The sequence below is a fragment of the Ensifer sp. Root142 genome, from assembly GCF_001426785.1.
GTDB classification, from domain to species: Bacteria; Pseudomonadota; Alphaproteobacteria; order Rhizobiales; family Rhizobiaceae; genus Ensifer; species Ensifer canadensis.
In genome coordinates, this window is the sequence record NZ_LMFK01000001.1 from 615,276 (window position 1) to 630,755 (window position 15,480).

17 protein-coding genes are annotated in these 15,480 nt (G+C 61.3%); 7 read left to right on the plus strand and 10 right to left on the minus strand.

Annotated features, from left to right (window positions below; all coding sequences use genetic code 11):
• Positions 1-100: 100 nt before the first annotated feature.
• Together ASD52_RS03010 and ASD52_RS03015 are read left to right on the plus strand one after the other, a co-directional pair.
• Complete coding sequence (locus tag ASD52_RS03010) at positions 101-1,084, plus strand: serine hydrolase (RefSeq protein ID WP_057222821.1); 984 nt, start codon at positions 101-103, stop codon at positions 1,082-1,084.
• A gap of 379 nt (positions 1,085-1,463) precedes the next feature.
• Positions 1,464-1,904 carry a YHS domain-containing (seleno)protein gene (locus tag ASD52_RS03015; RefSeq protein WP_057222822.1) on the plus strand — a complete coding sequence of 147 codons (441 nt, stop codon included), beginning with the start codon at positions 1,464-1,466 and terminating at the stop codon, positions 1,902-1,904.
• A 12-nt stretch (positions 1,905-1,916) separates the two neighbouring features.
• On the opposite strand, the gene ASD52_RS39690 is transcribed toward ASD52_RS03015, so the two are convergent.
• The 8 genes from ASD52_RS39690 to ASD52_RS03055 all read right to left on the minus strand — a co-directional run bounded on the left by ASD52_RS39690 (position 1,917) and on the right by ASD52_RS03055 (position 9,728).
• The gene (locus ASD52_RS39690) at positions 1,917-2,162 is read right to left on the minus strand and encodes a CoA transferase (RefSeq protein ID WP_057222823.1); all 246 of its coding nucleotides are present in this window, start codon (positions 2,160-2,162) and stop codon (positions 1,917-1,919) included.
• On the minus strand, positions 2,159-2,611 hold the full coding sequence (locus ASD52_RS39695; RefSeq protein ID WP_057222824.1) for a CoA transferase: 453 nt from the start codon (positions 2,609-2,611) through the stop codon (positions 2,159-2,161). Before ASD52_RS39695 ends, ASD52_RS39690 begins: the two co-directional genes overlap by 4 nt.
• Before the next feature lie 180 nt (positions 2,612-2,791).
• Positions 2,792-3,808: a LacI family DNA-binding transcriptional regulator gene (locus ASD52_RS03030; protein ID WP_057221912.1), complete on the minus strand. Its 1,017-nt coding sequence runs from the start codon at positions 3,806-3,808 to the stop codon at positions 2,792-2,794.
• A 123-nt stretch (positions 3,809-3,931) separates the two neighbouring features.
• Positions 3,932-5,212, minus strand: coding sequence for a D-tagatose-bisphosphate aldolase, class II, non-catalytic subunit (locus tag ASD52_RS03035; RefSeq protein ID WP_057209901.1), 1,281 nt, complete (start codon positions 5,210-5,212; stop codon positions 3,932-3,934).
• A gap of 5 nt (positions 5,213-5,217) precedes the next feature.
• The gene (locus ASD52_RS03040) at positions 5,218-6,159 is read right to left on the minus strand and encodes a sugar kinase (RefSeq protein ID WP_057209899.1); all 942 of its coding nucleotides are present in this window, start codon (positions 6,157-6,159) and stop codon (positions 5,218-5,220) included.
• A 19-nt stretch (positions 6,160-6,178) separates the two neighbouring features.
• The gene (locus tag ASD52_RS03045; RefSeq protein ID WP_057219226.1) at positions 6,179-7,141 is read right to left on the minus strand and encodes an ABC transporter permease; all 963 of its coding nucleotides are present in this window, start codon (positions 7,139-7,141) and stop codon (positions 6,179-6,181) included.
• Positions 7,138-8,661 (minus strand): sugar ABC transporter ATP-binding protein, encoded by a 1,524-nt coding sequence (locus tag ASD52_RS03050; protein WP_057222825.1) that lies wholly within the window; start codon positions 8,659-8,661, stop codon positions 7,138-7,140. The genes ASD52_RS03045 and ASD52_RS03050 overlap by 4 nt, the downstream gene beginning before the upstream one ends.
• A 176-nt stretch (positions 8,662-8,837) precedes the next feature.
• Positions 8,838-9,728: a substrate-binding domain-containing protein gene (locus tag ASD52_RS03055; RefSeq protein ID WP_025429326.1), complete on the minus strand. Its 891-nt coding sequence runs from the start codon at positions 9,726-9,728 to the stop codon at positions 8,838-8,840.
• A gap of 343 nt (positions 9,729-10,071) precedes the next feature.
• On the opposite strand from ASD52_RS03055, the gene ASD52_RS03060 reads away from it, so the two are divergent.
• The 4 genes from ASD52_RS03060 (at position 10,072) to ASD52_RS03075 (ending at position 12,182) form a co-directional block, all read left to right on the plus strand.
• The gene (locus ASD52_RS03060) at positions 10,072-10,767 is read left to right on the plus strand and encodes an RNA polymerase sigma factor (protein WP_025429325.1); all 696 of its coding nucleotides are present in this window, start codon (positions 10,072-10,074) and stop codon (positions 10,765-10,767) included.
• Between the two features lie 102 nt (positions 10,768-10,869).
• On the plus strand, positions 10,870-11,379 hold the full coding sequence (locus ASD52_RS03065; protein WP_225906270.1) for a DUF4142 domain-containing protein: 510 nt from the start codon (positions 10,870-10,872) through the stop codon (positions 11,377-11,379).
• 9 nt (positions 11,380-11,388) lie between these two features.
• Positions 11,389-11,709, plus strand: a complete 321-nt coding sequence (locus ASD52_RS03070; RefSeq protein WP_025429323.1) for a cupredoxin family copper-binding protein — start codon at positions 11,389-11,391, stop codon at positions 11,707-11,709.
• A 188-nt stretch (positions 11,710-11,897) separates the two neighbouring features.
• On the plus strand, positions 11,898-12,182 hold the full coding sequence (locus ASD52_RS03075; protein WP_025429322.1) for an acylphosphatase: 285 nt from the start codon (positions 11,898-11,900) through the stop codon (positions 12,180-12,182).
• A gap of 83 nt (positions 12,183-12,265) precedes the next feature.
• Here the strand turns inward: ASD52_RS03075 and ASD52_RS03080 are convergent, their stop codons facing one another.
• Positions 12,266-12,970, minus strand: a complete 705-nt coding sequence (locus tag ASD52_RS03080) for a TetR/AcrR family transcriptional regulator (RefSeq protein WP_057223378.1) — start codon at positions 12,968-12,970, stop codon at positions 12,266-12,268.
• 208 nt (positions 12,971-13,178) lie between these two features.
• Here ASD52_RS03080 and ASD52_RS03085 point away from each other — a divergent pair, with 208 nt between their 5' ends.
• Positions 13,179-14,375 (plus strand): multidrug effflux MFS transporter, encoded by a 1,197-nt coding sequence (locus ASD52_RS03085; protein WP_057222826.1) that lies wholly within the window; start codon positions 13,179-13,181, stop codon positions 14,373-14,375.
• A 103-nt stretch (positions 14,376-14,478) separates the two neighbouring features.
• Here the strand turns inward: ASD52_RS03085 and nrdF are convergent, their stop codons facing one another.
• Positions 14,479-15,468: a class 1b ribonucleoside-diphosphate reductase subunit beta gene (nrdF, locus tag ASD52_RS03090; RefSeq protein WP_057209892.1), complete on the minus strand. Its 990-nt coding sequence runs from the start codon at positions 15,466-15,468 to the stop codon at positions 14,479-14,481.
• Positions 15,469-15,480: the final 12 nt, after the last annotated feature.

Consider the following 15,480-nt stretch of genomic DNA (forward strand, 5'->3'; position numbering starts at 1 on the left):
AATCCGCGTGACATTGCGCGCGGCCCCATGACGCGGCCGCGCATTCATCCTAGATCGAATGCATGATCAGGTTTGCTGCCGCATTTTTTCTCTACTGCTGATGTGCTCCTTGGCGGTCGCACAGGATCGGCCACCGCTTGCGGCGCTGTTGGACGGCCTTGCGGCGCGCGACGACCTCAAGCCATTGAAAACCGTGATCGTCTCACAAGCCGGCTCTGTCCTTGCCGAGCGCGGCTACCGGGGCACCCGCCCTACGGACACCAACAACATCAAATCGGCTTCCAAATCGATCGTATCGGCTCTGGTCGGCATTGCGATCGACAAGGGCTTGCTTGAGGGCCCGGACCAGAAGATCGCTCCGATCCTCAAGCCGGACCTGCCGGCTTCGCCCGATCCGCGGCTTGAGGACATCACCATCGGCAATCTGCTTTCGATGCAGGCCGGTCTCGGAAGGATGTCCGGTCCGAATTACGGCCGCTGGGTGTCCAGCCGGAACTGGGTCCGCTCCGCACTCGCGCAGCCGTTCGACGACGAACCGGGCGGGCAGATGCTTTATTCGACCGCGTCCACCCATTTGCTCTCGGCAATCCTGACCAAGGTCAGCGGCAAGTCGACGCTTGCTCTCGCCCGCGAATGGCTTGGTCCGATCAAGGGTTTTCGCATCGATGCCTGGGACCGCGATCCCCAGGGCATCTATCTCGGCGGCAACCAGATGGCCATGAGTGCGCGATCTCTGCTTGCTTTCGGCGAGATTTACCGCAACGGCGGCAAAACGGCAGATGGAAGACAGGTGGTGCCGGCGCAATGGGTCGCACTTTCCTGGCAACCGCGCACCAATTCTCGGTTCTCCGGCGACATCTACGGCTACGGCTGGTTTCAGCGTCAGATCGCTGGCGAGACCGTGCATTTCGCCTGGGGCTATGGCGGCCAGATGCTCTATATCGTTCCGGCGTTGGATCTGACCGTGGTGATGACGTCTGAGGAGAGCGGCCCGTCGGCACGCACCGGTTACCGCGATGCGCTGCATCTGCTGCTCGGCGATATCATCGACACGGTCAGGGCGTCGCCGCGTCTCGGCGAATAGCTGCGTTTTCCACCCCATCACTGGCGAAACCTGCGGTGCCGGGTGCAGCCGCCGTGTCGCGTGCGTGGCTTCGTGCGGAGCGAACCTGCTGTGGATGAACGGCGTCTCCTTTTCCTGATGGGCTCGTGGGCCGCCGGCCGGCAAACGCAGGCTTGCACGGCAATTCAACCGGCGCCGGCACCGGAGATATCGTGCGCGCCGAGCGCGGGACGGGCCGTCATTTTGTCGGACGCTGTAACGCTTCCCCCTGATCGTAGTCTAACGATCAAGAGAAATAGAGATCGCAGGAGAAACACCGGTTTCGCGCAGCCGATTCATTGGATGCGCCGTATGTCTGCAACCAGGAAGACGCAGCAATCTGTCAACGTGGAGAAGCACCATGACAATTCCCAGACCCCTCCTTGGAGCCCTTATCGTTGCTCAGCTGGCAACTGTCGCCGTGGCCGGAGAGATCAACGAGAAGAGCGGTGTGGCGATTTCGGGCTATGATCCGGTCGCATATTTCGTCCAGAGCAAGCCGGTTGAGGGCAAAGCGGACCTTGCCGTGACCTACCGTGATGCCCGTTTCCTGTTCGCCTCGGAGGAAAACCGCAAAGCCTTCGAAGCAAACCCGGGAAAATATGCGCCGCAGTATGGCGGCTTTTGCGCCTACGGCATGTCCCGCGGCTACAAGGCCCCGATCGATCCGGCGGCGTTCACGATCGTCGATGACAAGCTCTACCTGAACTACGATCAATCGGTGCTGGAAACCTGGCGCAAGGATATCAAGGGTTATGTGACCAAGGCCGATCAGAACTGGCCGGCGGTGAAACTGCAGTAAGCCGGTGGACGCTCAGCTATCCTGTGTCTCATCTATGAGGCGCAGGATAGCCTCGCGATCTTCATCGAGATGCGGCGGGCGCTTGCGGTACTGCACCGGTGTTGCCGACATCTTCAGCGGATTGCCCAGAACGCGGATCGGGGTCTCACCTGCTTGGTCCTCCATGCTGACCACCATTCCGCGCGCGAGCGTATGCGGATCACGCAGGGCCTGATCGACACTAGCAACCCGACCGGCGGGAACACCCTCGGCGTTCAATGGGCGTTGCCGATGCGGCCCGGCACACGCCCGGATACCAGATGATTGGTTGCCGCATTGATCAGCCAGGCGATCTGGCTGTCGTAGAGGGCGAGATCGATCTGCTGGCCTTGCCCTGTGCGGTCGCGATGGCGCAACGCCGCCAGAATGCCTACGGTCGCGTACATGCCGCACATCACGTCTGCTATCCCGACGCCGGTCTTGACCGGAGAACCACCGGCCGTGTCCGGCTCGCCTGTAATGCTCATGATGCCGCCCATGGCCTGGATCAGGAAATCGTACCCGGTGCGGTGGCTGTAGGGGCCGGTCTGGCCAAATCCCGAGATCGAGCACCAGATCAGATCGGGCTTGATGGCTGCCAGATCCTCATAGGCAAGGCCGGGGCGCGCCAGATCGCCCGGCTTGTAATTTTCGACGACGATATCGGAAATCCGCGCCAGGCGACGCACGAGGTCGACGCCTTCCGGCGTGGCGATGTCGATTGCGATCGACTTCGTTAGTCATGGGGACTGAGTGTTAGACCGGAGCCGAGCGTCAAGTATTGACGTTTGTCTCGATTGTTCTCGGAGAGTTCAAAGATGGCTTCCGGCGTTGTTCTATCCAGACGAACACGTATTGAAAGGGCACCGCTAGGCCGAGCCGCGCAGCATGATCTCGGCGCTGAGCAGAATGCGCTCGTCCGCGGGGAAGGCCTGGTCGTCGTTCTCAGTTTCGCCGAGCTTGAACAGTAGCAGCTCGATCGCCAGCCGGCCGATCTCGTTGTAGTTCTGCGCCACAGTCGTCAGCGGTGGACAGGTGTAGCGCGACAGCGGATGGTCGTCGTGGCCTGCCACCCGCAGGTCACTGTCCGGTTCGCGGCCGACCTTGACGCCGGACTGGAAGGCCGCCGCAATCACGCCGAAGGCAACGCGGTCGTTGGCGCACAGCACCGTCTTCGTCGGAAAACCGCCTTCTCCCAGAATGCGCAGCGTTTCGTCGTAGCCGAACTTTTCGAAATCCCACGAGGCGTTCGGCGCCGTCGGCACGATGACGGGATCCATCTTCAGCTGCTGCATCGCCTCCTCATAGGCGTGTTGGCGGGCGAGCGCGTTGTTGTTGACCGGCGGCATGCCGAAGTAGCAGGGCGGTGCGCCGGACCGGCAGAGATAATCGACCATCAGCTTGAAGCTCTGGCGGTTGTCCGTGCCGACGAAGGAGGAACTGCCGTCGAGCGGCGAGTCGACATAAACAAGCGGGATGCTCTCGCCGAGCGAGGTGAGTTTTTGGTGATGGGACTGGACGCCGAGCGGGGCGATGATCGCGCCGGCGACATTCATCGACTTGAAGGTTTCGATGGCGCGCTCTTCCATCTCCGGCTTGCCGTCGGAGGAGAGAACGAAGGCGAGAAAGCCCGCCTGGTTGGCGATATGTTCGATCCGCCGCGTCAGCGCCATGTAGAACGGGTCGGTCGAATTGGGAACGATGACGCCAAGAATATTGGTTCGCCGCCGGTTGAGATTGACGGCGAAGATGTTGGGCCGGAAGCCGGATTGCTTGATCGCGGCCTCGATGGCGTCGCGGGTCTTCTTGCGAACCGAAGTCGGATCGTTGAAGTATTTGGAGACAGTGGGGCGCGACAAACCGACGAACTCCGAAAAATCCTCCATCGTCTTGATTTGTCTGTCCACGGTCGAAGCGCCCCCATTCTTCTTTTGGGTTTCGTTTATAGATTTATTTCCGAGGGATAGGCAGTGTCGACTACGAAATATTCACGGAATGAACGGTCGGCTCTATCCTTTGCAGGCGGTGAAGTAATCCTCCAGAACCGCATCGACGGCGGCAATCGCCAGGGCCTTTGCTTGCGGCGGCACCTGACCGTCTCGCACGCGCTCGTAACTGCCCGAAAGATACTGGCTGATCAGCGTCTCGGGGATGGTGACGCCATCGAGCAGGCGAAGAAGCTCTTCCACTGCAGTCGCGACCTTCGGGTGCGGCCAGTAATAGCGGATGCGGTCGCTGTAGGAGAAATGGCGCTGAAGACGCAGCGCGTCGGGCGAGCCGTGATAATACTTGCCCCAGTTGCCCGGCTCCTCGCGCATGACCTCTTCGGTGACCTCGGCCAGCGTTTTGGATCGCGCATCGGGAAACAGGAACGCGGCGATCTGGTCGAGCCCGTAAAGCGCTTCACGCAATGCAAACGTGAGGCCGGGGCCGACCTTGAGGATGGCAAAACCATCCGTCACCAGATCACGAAGTGCTTCTTGCGTCTGGTAGTCGGTGGAATGCGCCTCGAAGACGAGGCCGTTTAGCTCGGCCAGGCTTGCGCTCAACTGAGCGGCCCTCGGCCGGTCATAGGCGATCACGTTCTCGTTGCCGAATTCGACGCCCGGCTGGACGACGGCGCCGACAACCCGGGAGAAGGCCTCGCCGGCACCTGCATCGCTGAACGCCTGCCGATGAATATCGACGGTCTCGACGGCTGCTTCGGGTGCGGTAACTTCGAGCGTATCCAGTTCCTCGAGCGCGCCGCCGGGAACAGGCACCTCGGTGCCGATGATGTAGACCGGGGCGATGCCGTTACGTCCGCGGATGGCATCTTCGGCGGCGGCGGCAAGCCGCGCGGCACGCAACGCCGTCGTCGCATCGGGAAGGGCGACGGGTTCGCCGGCGCAGCCCATGCTGGTATCGAGATGCAGCTTGGTGAAGCCGGCCGCGGCATAGGCGCGGATCATCGCTTCCGCCTTGTCCATCGCCTCATCGGCCGGCAGATGTTTCCACGGGTTGGGGCCGAGATGGTCGCCGCCGAGGATGATGTTTTCGATCGGGAAGCCGGTCTTTGCGGCGATCTCCCCGACGAAACGGGTGAAATCGGCGGGCGTCATGCCGGTATATCCGCCGTCTTGATTGACCTGGTTGCAGGTCGCCTCGATCAAGAGATGGGTGTCTTCCCTAAGGGCACGCAGCATTGCGGCCTCGATGACCAGCGGATGCGCCGAGCAGATCGAAGGAATACCGCGCAGGCCCGGACGGTCGCGCCACTGGGCAATGTCGATCAGATAATTGGGTTTCATGGTCTTCAATCCTTTCGCGCGCTGATGAAGGCTTCGAGTTCTGCTCTCGTCGATGCGCCCTCCATCGGGCCGGAGATCATCACGGCGCGAGCGCCCGACGCGTTGGCGAGTTCAAGCGCTTCGCGGGGGCTGGCGTCATTCAGCCAACAGGTGACGAAGGTGGCGCCGAAGCAGTCGCCCGCGCCGGTCGGATCGATCTCTTCGACGGCAAAGCCGGGCAGGGAGAGCGTCGTTTCCGCATCGAAGTAGCTGGCGCCTTCGGCGCCGCGCTTGACCACGATGACCCTGATGCCGGAGGCGAGAAGTTCGGCGATGGCGTCCGCCTCGGTTTTCGCTTCAGTGAACAGGAAGAGTTCGGCGCCGCTCGGCAGGAACACGTCGGTCTTGGCAAGGACTGTCCTCAGCGCTTCCCGCATCCCCGGGCTTTCGAGGATTTCTGCGCGAAGGTTCGGATCGAAGGAGACCGTGCCACCGGCTGCCTTGATGATGTCGATTGCGGCGAGAATGCTCTCGACCACGCTCGGAGCGTAGAGCGACGACCCCATCACATGCAGGTGGCTGCAGCTTTGAACCAGCGCGATTGCGTTGTCATCGAGGGAAATGGTGCCGCAGGCGCTGTCGCGGATGTTGAAGACGAAGGCACGGCTGCCGTCATGACGGTAGCGAACGAAGGCGCTGCCGGTTGTGGCGAGCGGATCGACCGCGATGCCGGAGGTATCGACGCCGTCCGCCTCAAGGCGGGCGAGGTTGACGTGACCGAAGTCGTCGCCGCCAACGCGGGAAATGATCGCGCTCGCCTGGCCGAGCTTGCCGACCTGGTCGATGAAGATGGCGGGCGCGCCGGAAGGGAAAGGCCCGACCAGTGGTGTCGCCTGCCGGAAGCCGTCGCCCTTTTCGGTGGCGATGATCTCGACGAGGATCTCGCCGATCGTCAGTATCTTGTGCATGGGTTTCACTCGTGCCGGGTCAGCGCTTTGCCTGTTTGGCGCGAACGTCGAGCCAAACGGCGACAAGGATCACGAGGCCCTTGACGATGAGCTGGTAGAAATAGGGGATGGAAAGCATGTTCATGCCGTTGTTCATCACGCCGATGATGAGCGCGCCGATGAGCGTGCCGACCATGGTGCCGACACCGCCAGCAAGCGAGGTGCCGCCGAGAACGGCCGCGGCGATGGCATCGAGCTCGTAGCTCATGCCGGCATTGGTCTGGGCGGAAAAGAGGCGCGAGGAGAGCAGCACGCCGCTGATCGCCGCCATCACGCCCGAGATCATGAAGATGATGATCTTGAGGCGATCGACCTTGATGCCGGAATAAACAGCCGCTTCGCGGTTGCCGCCGGTAAGATAGGCGCGACGACCGAAGCTCGTCTTGCTGAGCACGATCTGGTTGATGACGAAGAGCACGGCAACGACCCAGATGATGATGGGCAGGCGGAGGAAGCTCTCGGTGCCGATGGCGGTCCATGTCGCGTTGTCGATCATCGCCGGCGCGCCGTTGGTCGGCAGGCTGACGAGGCCGCGATAGATGCCCATCGTGGCGACGGTGACGATGAACGACGGCAGTAGCAGTTTTGCCGTCAACACGCCGTTGAGCATCCCCATCAGCGCGCCCGCCACGATAGTTACCGCGAGTGCCGGGCCGAAGCCGAGCCCGAAGGCGAAACATTGCGCCCCGACCATGCCGGCGACTGCGATGATCGAGCCGACCGACAGGTCGATCTCACCGAGCAGGATCACCCAGGTCATGCCGAAGGCGGCAATAGCGATCACGGCCACCTGCTGCAGGATGTTCATGAAGTTGACGACCGACATGAACCGGGGATTGAGGAACGAGAAGATGACGCAGAGCATCACCAGCGAGAGGAAGATGCCGCCATATTGCTTCAATGCCCTGACGAGGGCGGCCTGGGCTGCAGTTTGCTGGGTCATGATTGGAAACCTGTCGCGTGCGCCATGATCGTTTCGGGGGTAAGGTCGGTGCCGGCGAGGGTCGCGCCGAGCACGCCTTCATGCATGACGACCACGCGGTCGCTCATTCCAAGCACCTCCGGCAGCTCGGAGGAGATCAGCAGGATCGCCGTTCCTTCGGCCGCCAGCTGGCGGATGATCTTGTAGATTTCGAATTTCGCGCCGACGTCGACGCCGCGGGTCGGCTCGTCGAGGATCAGCACCTTCGGCCGGGTCAGGAGCCATTTGGCGAGCACGATCTTCTGCTGGTTGCCGCCGCTGAGAGAGACTGCCGGCGTGTCGAGCGAGCGCGTCTTGATGGCAAGCCTGCCGACCTCGGCTGCCGCTGCCTTGCGCTCGGCGCTGCCGCGGGTAAAGCCAAACGGGCCGGTGAAGTCAGGCAATGCCGCCATGGAAATGTTCCACTCGACGCTGTGCCCGAGCACGAGGCCTTCTTCCTTGCGGTTTTCGGTGACGAAGCCGATGCCGCGGGCAATCGCTTCGGCCGGCGAGCGGAAGCGAACCTCCTTGCCGTCGAGGCGAACCGTGCCGCTCGCGTTCTTCATGCCGAACAGTGCGTTCATCACTTCGGAGCGACCTGAGCCGACGAGGCCGAAGAAGCCGAGGATCTCGCCGGCGCCGACCGTGAAGGAAATATCGGCGAATTCCTCGTCGCGCGTCAGACGCTCGACCGCCAGGACCGGAGGCTGATCCGAAGTAATCTCCGTCGAGCGAAAGTGGATTGGGGGCGGATAGATCTCCTCCATCCGACGGCCGACCATCAGCGCAATCAGCGCCTCGATCGTGACGTCGTTGCGATCGTGAGTGGAGACATACTCACCATCGCGGATGACGGTGATGTCGTCGCTGAGCCGCATGATCTCTTCCATGCGGTGGGAAATATAGATGACCGCGACGCCGCGGCTTTTCAGCCGGCCGATGATGTCGAACAGGATCTCGGCCTCGCTGTCGCTGAGCGACGAGGTCGGCTCGTCGAGAATGACGACCTTTGCCTCATGGCTGAGGCCCTTGGCGATCTCGACCAGCTGCCGCTGGGCGATCGAGAGATTGCCGACCTTCTCGGTGACGTCGATCGGCAGCCCGAGTTCAGCGACGATCGACCTTGCCCTGGCAACGAGCGCCTTATCGTTGATGAAGCCGAACTTGCGCGGCTCGCGCGTCGCCAGAATATTCTCCGCCACCGTCAGGTTGTTGCAGAGGCTCAATTCCTGGAACACGATCGCAAGCCCGAGCGCTGCTGCCTGCTGCGGGTTGGTGGGGCGATAGGGTTGATTGTCGAGGGTAATGTCGCCTGACGTCGCGCTGTGAACGCCGGCAAGAATTTTCATCAATGTCGATTTGCCGGCACCGTTTTCGCCGAGCAGCGTATGCACGCGGCCGCGGCGGACATCGAGCCGCATGCTCTTCAACGCGGCAACCTGCCCGAATGACTTCGTGACATTGCTGATGTTGAGAACGGTGTCCGTGGTCGAACCATGCATGGCGGCCTCCTTGGATCGCGCCGAGAAGCGCCTCCGGGCTGCAGCGCAACGTGTCTCATCAGACGCGCAAAGGTCGCTGTAGCACTTCGAATTGCTGCCCGTTTTTGTCGGCAGCAGGCGGAGGCGTTCGTCGTGTTGGTGCCGCCGCCCTCGGGCGGCGGCTGTCCTGGGAGGACTTACTTTGCGGTGTAGACGCCGGGCACGATCGGCTGTTCGGCCGGAACCTGTTCGCCGGCGGCAACCTTGACGGCAGTGTCGACGGCCTGCTTGCCCATCTGGTCGGGGAACTGCTGGATCACGCCGACCATCACCGGGTTGGTGTCGACAGCGTCGCGGGCTTCCTTCATGCCATCGAAGCCGATGACCTTGACCTGGGATTCGAGGCCCGCCGCCTTGACGGCAACCGCTGCAGCAAGCGCTGCGTCATCACCGAAACCGAAAATGCCGGTGATGTCAGGGTTGGCCTGCAGCATGTTCTGTGCCGCTGCGAGTGCTTCGGCGCGGGTGATGCCGGTCTGGATGGCGACGATTTCCATCTCCGGATGCTTGGCGATCGCTTCCTTGAAGCCGTTGACGCGGTTCACGACCGACTGGACGGTTGGGTAGTCGATAACGGCGACCTTGCCCTTGTTCTCGAGAACCTTTGCCATCAGTTCGCCAGCCTTGACGCCGCCGGTGAAATTATCGGTGCCGATATGCGAGGTGACGGTCGCGCCGTTGGCAGGCACGTCGACGGTGATCACCTTGATGCCGGCCTTCTCGGCCTTTTCGATCGCGGCGCGCACGCCCTGGCTGTCGACCGGCGAAATGACGATCACGTCAACGCCCTTGACGATGAAATCCTCGACGTCGGCGAGTTGCTTGTTGAGATCCTGGTTGGCAATCGCAACTTCGAGCGCGACGTTCTTCTCTTTCGCCTCGGCTTTCATCGCGTCGGCAAGCTCGATGTAGAACGGATGCTGCTGGGTCAAGAGCGAGGCGCCGATGCCTTCGGCCGATGCGGCGGAAGCAATCAGGGTCAGTGCCGTGCCGGCGACAAGCGCCTTGAGAATACGGGGCATGTTCATGGGTTTCCTCCCTTGGAAACGATGTGGGCCTTTGGTCTTGGCGGCCAAGCAGGAGGGGCCTCCCATCACCGTCTTGGCGATGATGTAAAAACCATAAAACTTTGCGCGCGTCAATTTTTAAAAGTACGCGATGAAAAGATTAACAGGGTAACGCGAGAAATTTAGACGCCTCTCACTTGAGTGGTCGGCAGGCCATTCGACGTCAGGCGGCCAAGGCAGGACCACAATGGCGCAACCGCATTCTCTGAAGAGGTTCCAAAAAGAACGGCACGGTGTCTGCAATTGGAAAAATGACGGGAACCTTTGGCGGAACCGTGCATCTAATGCTGCGGGAGGCTCGGCCATGGCAGACATTCGAACAGGCGCGCTGGCGATCACGGACCCGACCGCGGATGTGGCACTGGCGCAAAGGGCGATCGCCGGTGACGGGCAAGCCTTCCTAGCGATCATGCAGGTTCACAACCAGCGCCTCTACCGCATTGCCCGAGGCGTCGTTCGAAACGACAGTGAAGCCGAAGACATCGTGCAGGAAGCCTATGTGCTGGCCTTTGCGCATCTCGCAAGCTTTCGTGGCGAATCGTCGCTTGGAACCTGGCTGTCACGCATCGTCATCAACGAGGCGCTCGGCCGGTTGCGCCGGGGACGCCGCAAAGCCGACGCCCTGGGCTCGATCGGCGATGGCCGCGATGCGACGATCATCCAGTTCCCGCTGCCGGCAAGTGCCGATGATCCCGAACGCACGATGGCGCAGCGGCAGATCCTGCAACTCGTCGAACGGGCGACCGACAATCTGCCCGATATCTACAGAACGGTTTTCGTCGCGCGGGTGATAGAGGGGCTGAGCGTGGAGGAAACGGCTGATCTGCTTGGGTTACGCCCCGAGACGGTCAAGACACGGTTGCATCGGGCGCGGCAGCTGGTGCGCAAACAGTTGCATGAGCAGATCGGCCCAGTTTTGCTCGATGCTTTCCCCTTTGCCGGGCGGCGCTGTGCGCGGCTGACCGCGGCGGTCATGAAGCGGCTTGGCCTTTCCAGCTGACCGGCGGGAACCTTTGCGGGCAGGCGGCATCCAATGGATGTCAACTGCAAACAGGGTCCGCGCCCTGCGCGGAACAAGGAGGTTTCCATGAACATTCGGCCAATGACCGCGCTCGTCACGCTTTGCCTGCTCGGGCTTGTGATCCCGGCACAGGCAGCGGATAAGCCGACCGACCCACAGATCGCTCACATCGCCTATACGGCCGGAGTGATCGATGTGGAAAATGCCAAGCTTGCGATCTCGAAGTCCGGCAACAAGGACGTCGTTTCGTTTGCCGAAGATATGATGCGCGACCATGAGGCGGTGAATACGCAGGCGCTCGATCTCGTCAAGAAACTCAAGGTGACGCCGGAGGACAACGATACCAGCAAGGCGCTCTCGAAAGCAGCTGACGACGAACGTGCCAAGCTTGCCACGCTCGACGGCGCGAGCTTCGATAAAGCCTATGTCGACAATGAAGTCGCCTACCACAAGCAGGTGAACGGAGCCCTGGAGACCCTGCTCATTCCATCGGCCAGCAATGCCGAACTTAAGGCACTGCTTGAGACCGGCTTGAAGATCTTTCAAGGCCACCAGCAGCATGCAGAACATGTTGCCGCATCGCTGAAGTAGGGCGCAGCCATGCGATCCGGGTTTTATCTCGTTGCCATTGCCGGGCTCCTGCTCGGCAATGGCGCAGTGGATGCTCAAGCAGAGACAATCCGCGTGACGATCGAAAAAATGGCGTTTGTTCCCGCAGAGATCGAGGCACGCATCGGCGACACGATCGAGTGGGTCAACAGGGACATCCTCGTCCATACAGCGACCGTGAAGGGTGGTTGGGAGGTGTTGATCCCGGCGAAGAAGACCGCAAGTCTCGTCGTGCGGGAGGCGGGGCTGATCGATTATTATTGCCGCTTTCATCCCAACATGAAGGGACGCATTTTGGCGGCGGCGCCATAGGAAATTTCCAGGAGAACTGCGAAGCGGTCTTCCGTCCGGAAATGCGTCAAAACAAGGCGACGGAGCCATTCCGCAACTTCGCCCGATGTGGAAACGGCCCGGCGTCGCAGGCGCCCGCAACGTCAGGTGGCTTGTCTTTGTTCGCCTTCGCTCCAGTTTCTCTTCTATAACAAAAAACAGGTGCGATCATGATCAGAGAGCGCAAGGCGATGCTGGTTCGTGTCAGCGGAAGGGTACAGGGCGTCAGCTTCCGTATCTGGACCCGCCGCGAGGCCGAGCGCCTCGGCGTGACCGGCTGGGTGCGCAACGAGCGCGACGGATCGGTGGCGGCGATGATCGTCGGCTCCGATGCTGCGCTCGCAAACATGGTCGAGCGGCTCTGGATGGGGCCGGCGGATGCCTCTGTCGTCAGCGTCGAAACCGAACCGGTCGCCCTGCCCGATCCGGTGCAGGGGTTCCAGATCACTGGTTAGGTGATCGGAGATGCGGAGGGGCGTTGGTCTTAGGTGCGTCGCGAAGACGTCAGGGTGACTGAATTGGTCAGAGCGACTGGCGGTCAAGCCGATTGGTCGAGGCGACCGGCTTTTTTCTCGGCTCGTTCGGTCTCGACCCTGCCATAGGCGCGCAGGAAGGTCCTGACGGCGTTGCGGGCAGAGGTCTGCAATTGCTCCTCCGTTGGAGCTTCGCCAAAAGGACCGGCTATCTGCATGTCCGCCTTGATCAAGGCCAGGAATTGCCGAGCGGCCAAGTCGAGGTCGTCGATCTCAAGCGGGGCCGCGTGGGCAAGCCGGGCAAACAGTGCCGAGAGTGCCGCGCCGATCTTGCCCGGTCCCTGTTCGCGCCAGATCCTGATCAGCTCGGGATATCGCTCTCCCTCGGTCTCGACCAGCTTCTGGATGAACTTGCCGTCCTGATTGCAGATGCAGTTCCCGTTGAGGCGCACTGCAAAGGCAGTGAGGTCGTCCTCGAGATTGTCTGCCCGTTGCGGGAAGGTCGCGAGGATCGAGAACAGCGCGGCGTTGGTTCGGTCGAGGATATCCTGCACCACCGCCATGAACAGCGTCTCTTTTTCGCGGTAGTGATTGTAGATGGTCTGCCTGGAAACACAGGCTTCCGCGGCGATTTCGTCTATGCTGGCGCCGGAAAAGCCTTCGCGGCAGAAGACCTCTGCGGCGGCGTCGAGGATCGAGATGCGTTTGGCGCATTGACCCTTCTGGGTGGGGCCACCGGCGGTCGGCAAGGCGGCTTGTCGTTTTTTCATGATCCGACGATAGGACATGTTGACGGTTTGGACAATAGTGTCTAATTTGACATGTGTGTCCAAAATTATGGACCACATAGGTCAGCGCAGGATGCGTCTCCCGGACGTTCGATCCTGGCACGACCGGCTCATTCCAGTTTCAATCCCGGCGGCAACGAATGCAGGCGCGCGTCCTCGTTCGTTTCGCGACCTCTGAAAGATCATCACCATGACGGCGTCCTTTCTACGCACTGCCATAGTCCTCGGTCTGATTTCAGCGATCGGGCCTTTCGCAATCGACATGTATCTCCCCGCGCTGCCGTCGATCGGCAAGGATCTCGCCGCAGAGACCGGTGTCGTGCAGCTTAGCCTGCTCGCCTTCTTCATTTCCTTTGCAATTTTCCAGCTCGTCTATGGCCCACTCTCGGATATGTGGGGCCGCAAGGCGCCGCTCTATCTCGGCATCGGCCTGTTCGCGCTGGCCAGCATCGGCTGCGCGCTCGCGACCGATATCGAAACGCTCATCGCCTTCCGCTTCCTGCAAGGTATTGGCGGTGCCGCCGGCATGGTCATTCCGCGCGCCATCGTTCGTGACATGCACACCGGCGTTCAGGCGGCACGCCTGATGTCGCTGCTGATGCTGGTGTTCAGCATCTCGCCGATCCTGGCGCCTCTGACTGGCAGCGCCGTCATCGAGTTCTACGGCTGGCGCGGCGTTTTCTATGCCGTCATGATCGCAGCCTTCATTGGCCTGATCCTGCTGTCGACCCAATTGGCTGAGACCCGTCCGAAGAAGGACAGGGCCGACAGCAATTTCGGCAGCGCGATTGCCGCCTACCGGCTGCTTCTGAGCGACCGGAACTTCCTGACGCTCACCTTCATCGGTGGCCTCGGCATTTCGAGCTTCCTCGTCTACCTCGCAAATTCGCCCTTCGTGCTGATCGATCATTATGGCCTGACGCCGACGCAATACAGCTTCGCCTTCTCGATCAACGCGGTATCGTTCTTCGCGGTCTCGCAGGCAACGGGTTGGCTTGGCGATCGTTTCGGTCTCGTCCGGGTCATGCAGCTTGCCGTCGCCGGCTTTGCCTTGACCATGACCAGCATGTTCATCGTCATGAGCCTCGGCTTCAACCAGTTGCCGGTCATGGCCGTCTTCCTGTTCGTCGGCTACGGTGCGCTCGGTCTGGTCATCCCGACCTCCGCGGTGCTGGCGCTCGAGGATCACGGCGAGATTGCCGGCACGGCATCGGCGCTGATGGGGACGCTGCATTTTGTCACGGCGGCTGTCGCCATGATCGTTGCTGCCGTCTTCTTCAACGGAACGGCGCTTCCGATGGCCGCGGGCATTGCGATTTGCGCGGTCAGCGCGTTCCTGCTGACACAGGCAACCATCGGCCGCAGCCGTGTCGTGCCGGCGGAGTAACACCACCTCGCTTCGCGCAGTTGAAACAGGACGGCCGGTGAAGACCTTCTCGTCTTCACCGGCCGCTTTGCTATTGGCTCAGCAACGGAGTGCGGCGCGCTTGTCAGAAATCCCAGTCTTCGTCTTCGGTCGCAACCGCCTTGCCGATGACATAGGAGGAGCCTGACCCCGAAAAGAAGTCGTGGTTCTCGTCGGCATTCGGCGACAGCGCCGACAGGATTGCCGGATTGACCTTGCAGGCGTCGGCCGGAAACAGCGCCTCATAGCCGAGGTTCATCAGTGCCTTGTTGGCGTTGTAATGCAGGAACTTCTTCACGTCCTCGGTCAGGCCGACGCTGTCGTAAAGCGACTCGGTATATTTCGCCTCGTTGTCGTAGAGTTCGAGCAGCAGGTCGAAGGCGAAATCCTTCATCTCCTGCCGACGCTCGTCGCTTAACCGCTCCAGGCCCTTCTGGAACTTGTAGCCGATGTAATAGCCGTGCACCGCCTCGTCGCGAATGATGAGGCGGATCATGTCGGCGGTGTTGGTCAGCTTGGCGCGGCTCGACCAGTACATCGGCAGATAGAAGCCGGAGTAGAACAGGAAGCTCTCGAGGAAGACGCTGGCAATCTTGCGCTTCAACGGATCCGCTGTGCGATAGTGCTCGAGAATGAGCGCCGACTTCTTCTGGAGGTGTTCGTTCTCCTCCGACCAGCGATAGGCGTCGTCGACGTCAGGCGTCGAGCAAAGCGTCGAGAAGATCGAGGAATAGGAGCGGGCATGCACCGCCTCCATGAAGGAGATGTTGGAATAAACAGCTTCCTCATGCGGCGTGATCGAGTCCGCCATCAGCGTCGGCGCGCCGATGCTCGTCTGAATCGTGTCGAGCAGGGTCAGGCCGGTGAAAACGCGGATCGTCAGCTGCTGCTCTTCCGGCCGAAGTGCTGCCCAGGAGGGAATGTCGTTGGAGAGCGGCACCTTTTCCGGCAGCCAGAAATTGCCGGTGAGCCGGTTCCAGACCTCGAGGTCCTTGTCGTCCTCGATACGGTTCCAGTTGATGGCGCGCACGGCCCGCGGGCTCTTGGGCGCCTTGGTCTTCACTTGGATGTTCATCGTGTTCCCCGG

Bases quoted from the DNA above. Each gene is read 5' to 3' on its own strand.
- ASD52_RS03010 (WP_057222821.1), top strand. From the start codon at position 101: ATGTGCTCCTTGGCGGTCGCACAGGATCGGCCACCGCTTGCGGCGCTG.
- ASD52_RS03015 (WP_057222822.1), top strand. From the start codon at position 1,464: ATGACAATTCCCAGACCCCTCCTTGGAGCCCTTATCGTTGCTCAGCTG.
- ASD52_RS03030 (WP_057221912.1), bottom strand. From the start codon at position 3,808: ATGGAGGATTTTTCGGAGTTCGTCGGTTTGTCGCGCCCCACTGTCTCC.
- ASD52_RS03035 (WP_057209901.1), bottom strand. From the start codon at position 5,212: ATGAAACCCAATTATCTGATCGACATTGCCCAGTGGCGCGACCGTCCG.
- ASD52_RS03040 (WP_057209899.1), bottom strand. From the start codon at position 6,159: ATGCACAAGATACTGACGATCGGCGAGATCCTCGTCGAGATCATCGCC.
- ASD52_RS03045 (WP_057219226.1), bottom strand. From the start codon at position 7,141: ATGACCCAGCAAACTGCAGCCCAGGCCGCCCTCGTCAGGGCATTGAAG.
- ASD52_RS03050 (WP_057222825.1), bottom strand. From the start codon at position 8,661: ATGCATGGTTCGACCACGGACACCGTTCTCAACATCAGCAATGTCACG.
- ASD52_RS03055 (WP_025429326.1), bottom strand. From the start codon at position 9,728: ATGAACATGCCCCGTATTCTCAAGGCGCTTGTCGCCGGCACGGCACTG.
- ASD52_RS03060 (WP_025429325.1), top strand. From the start codon at position 10,072: ATGGCAGACATTCGAACAGGCGCGCTGGCGATCACGGACCCGACCGCG.
- ASD52_RS03065 (WP_225906270.1), top strand. From the start codon at position 10,870: ATGACCGCGCTCGTCACGCTTTGCCTGCTCGGGCTTGTGATCCCGGCA.
- ASD52_RS03070 (WP_025429323.1), top strand. From the start codon at position 11,389: ATGCGATCCGGGTTTTATCTCGTTGCCATTGCCGGGCTCCTGCTCGGC.
- ASD52_RS03075 (WP_025429322.1), top strand. From the start codon at position 11,898: ATGATCAGAGAGCGCAAGGCGATGCTGGTTCGTGTCAGCGGAAGGGTA.
- ASD52_RS03080 (WP_057223378.1), bottom strand. From the start codon at position 12,970: ATGAAAAAACGACAAGCCGCCTTGCCGACCGCCGGTGGCCCCACCCAG.
- ASD52_RS03085 (WP_057222826.1), top strand. From the start codon at position 13,179: ATGACGGCGTCCTTTCTACGCACTGCCATAGTCCTCGGTCTGATTTCA.
- nrdF (WP_057209892.1), bottom strand. From the start codon at position 15,468: ATGAACATCCAAGTGAAGACCAAGGCGCCCAAGAGCCCGCGGGCCGTG.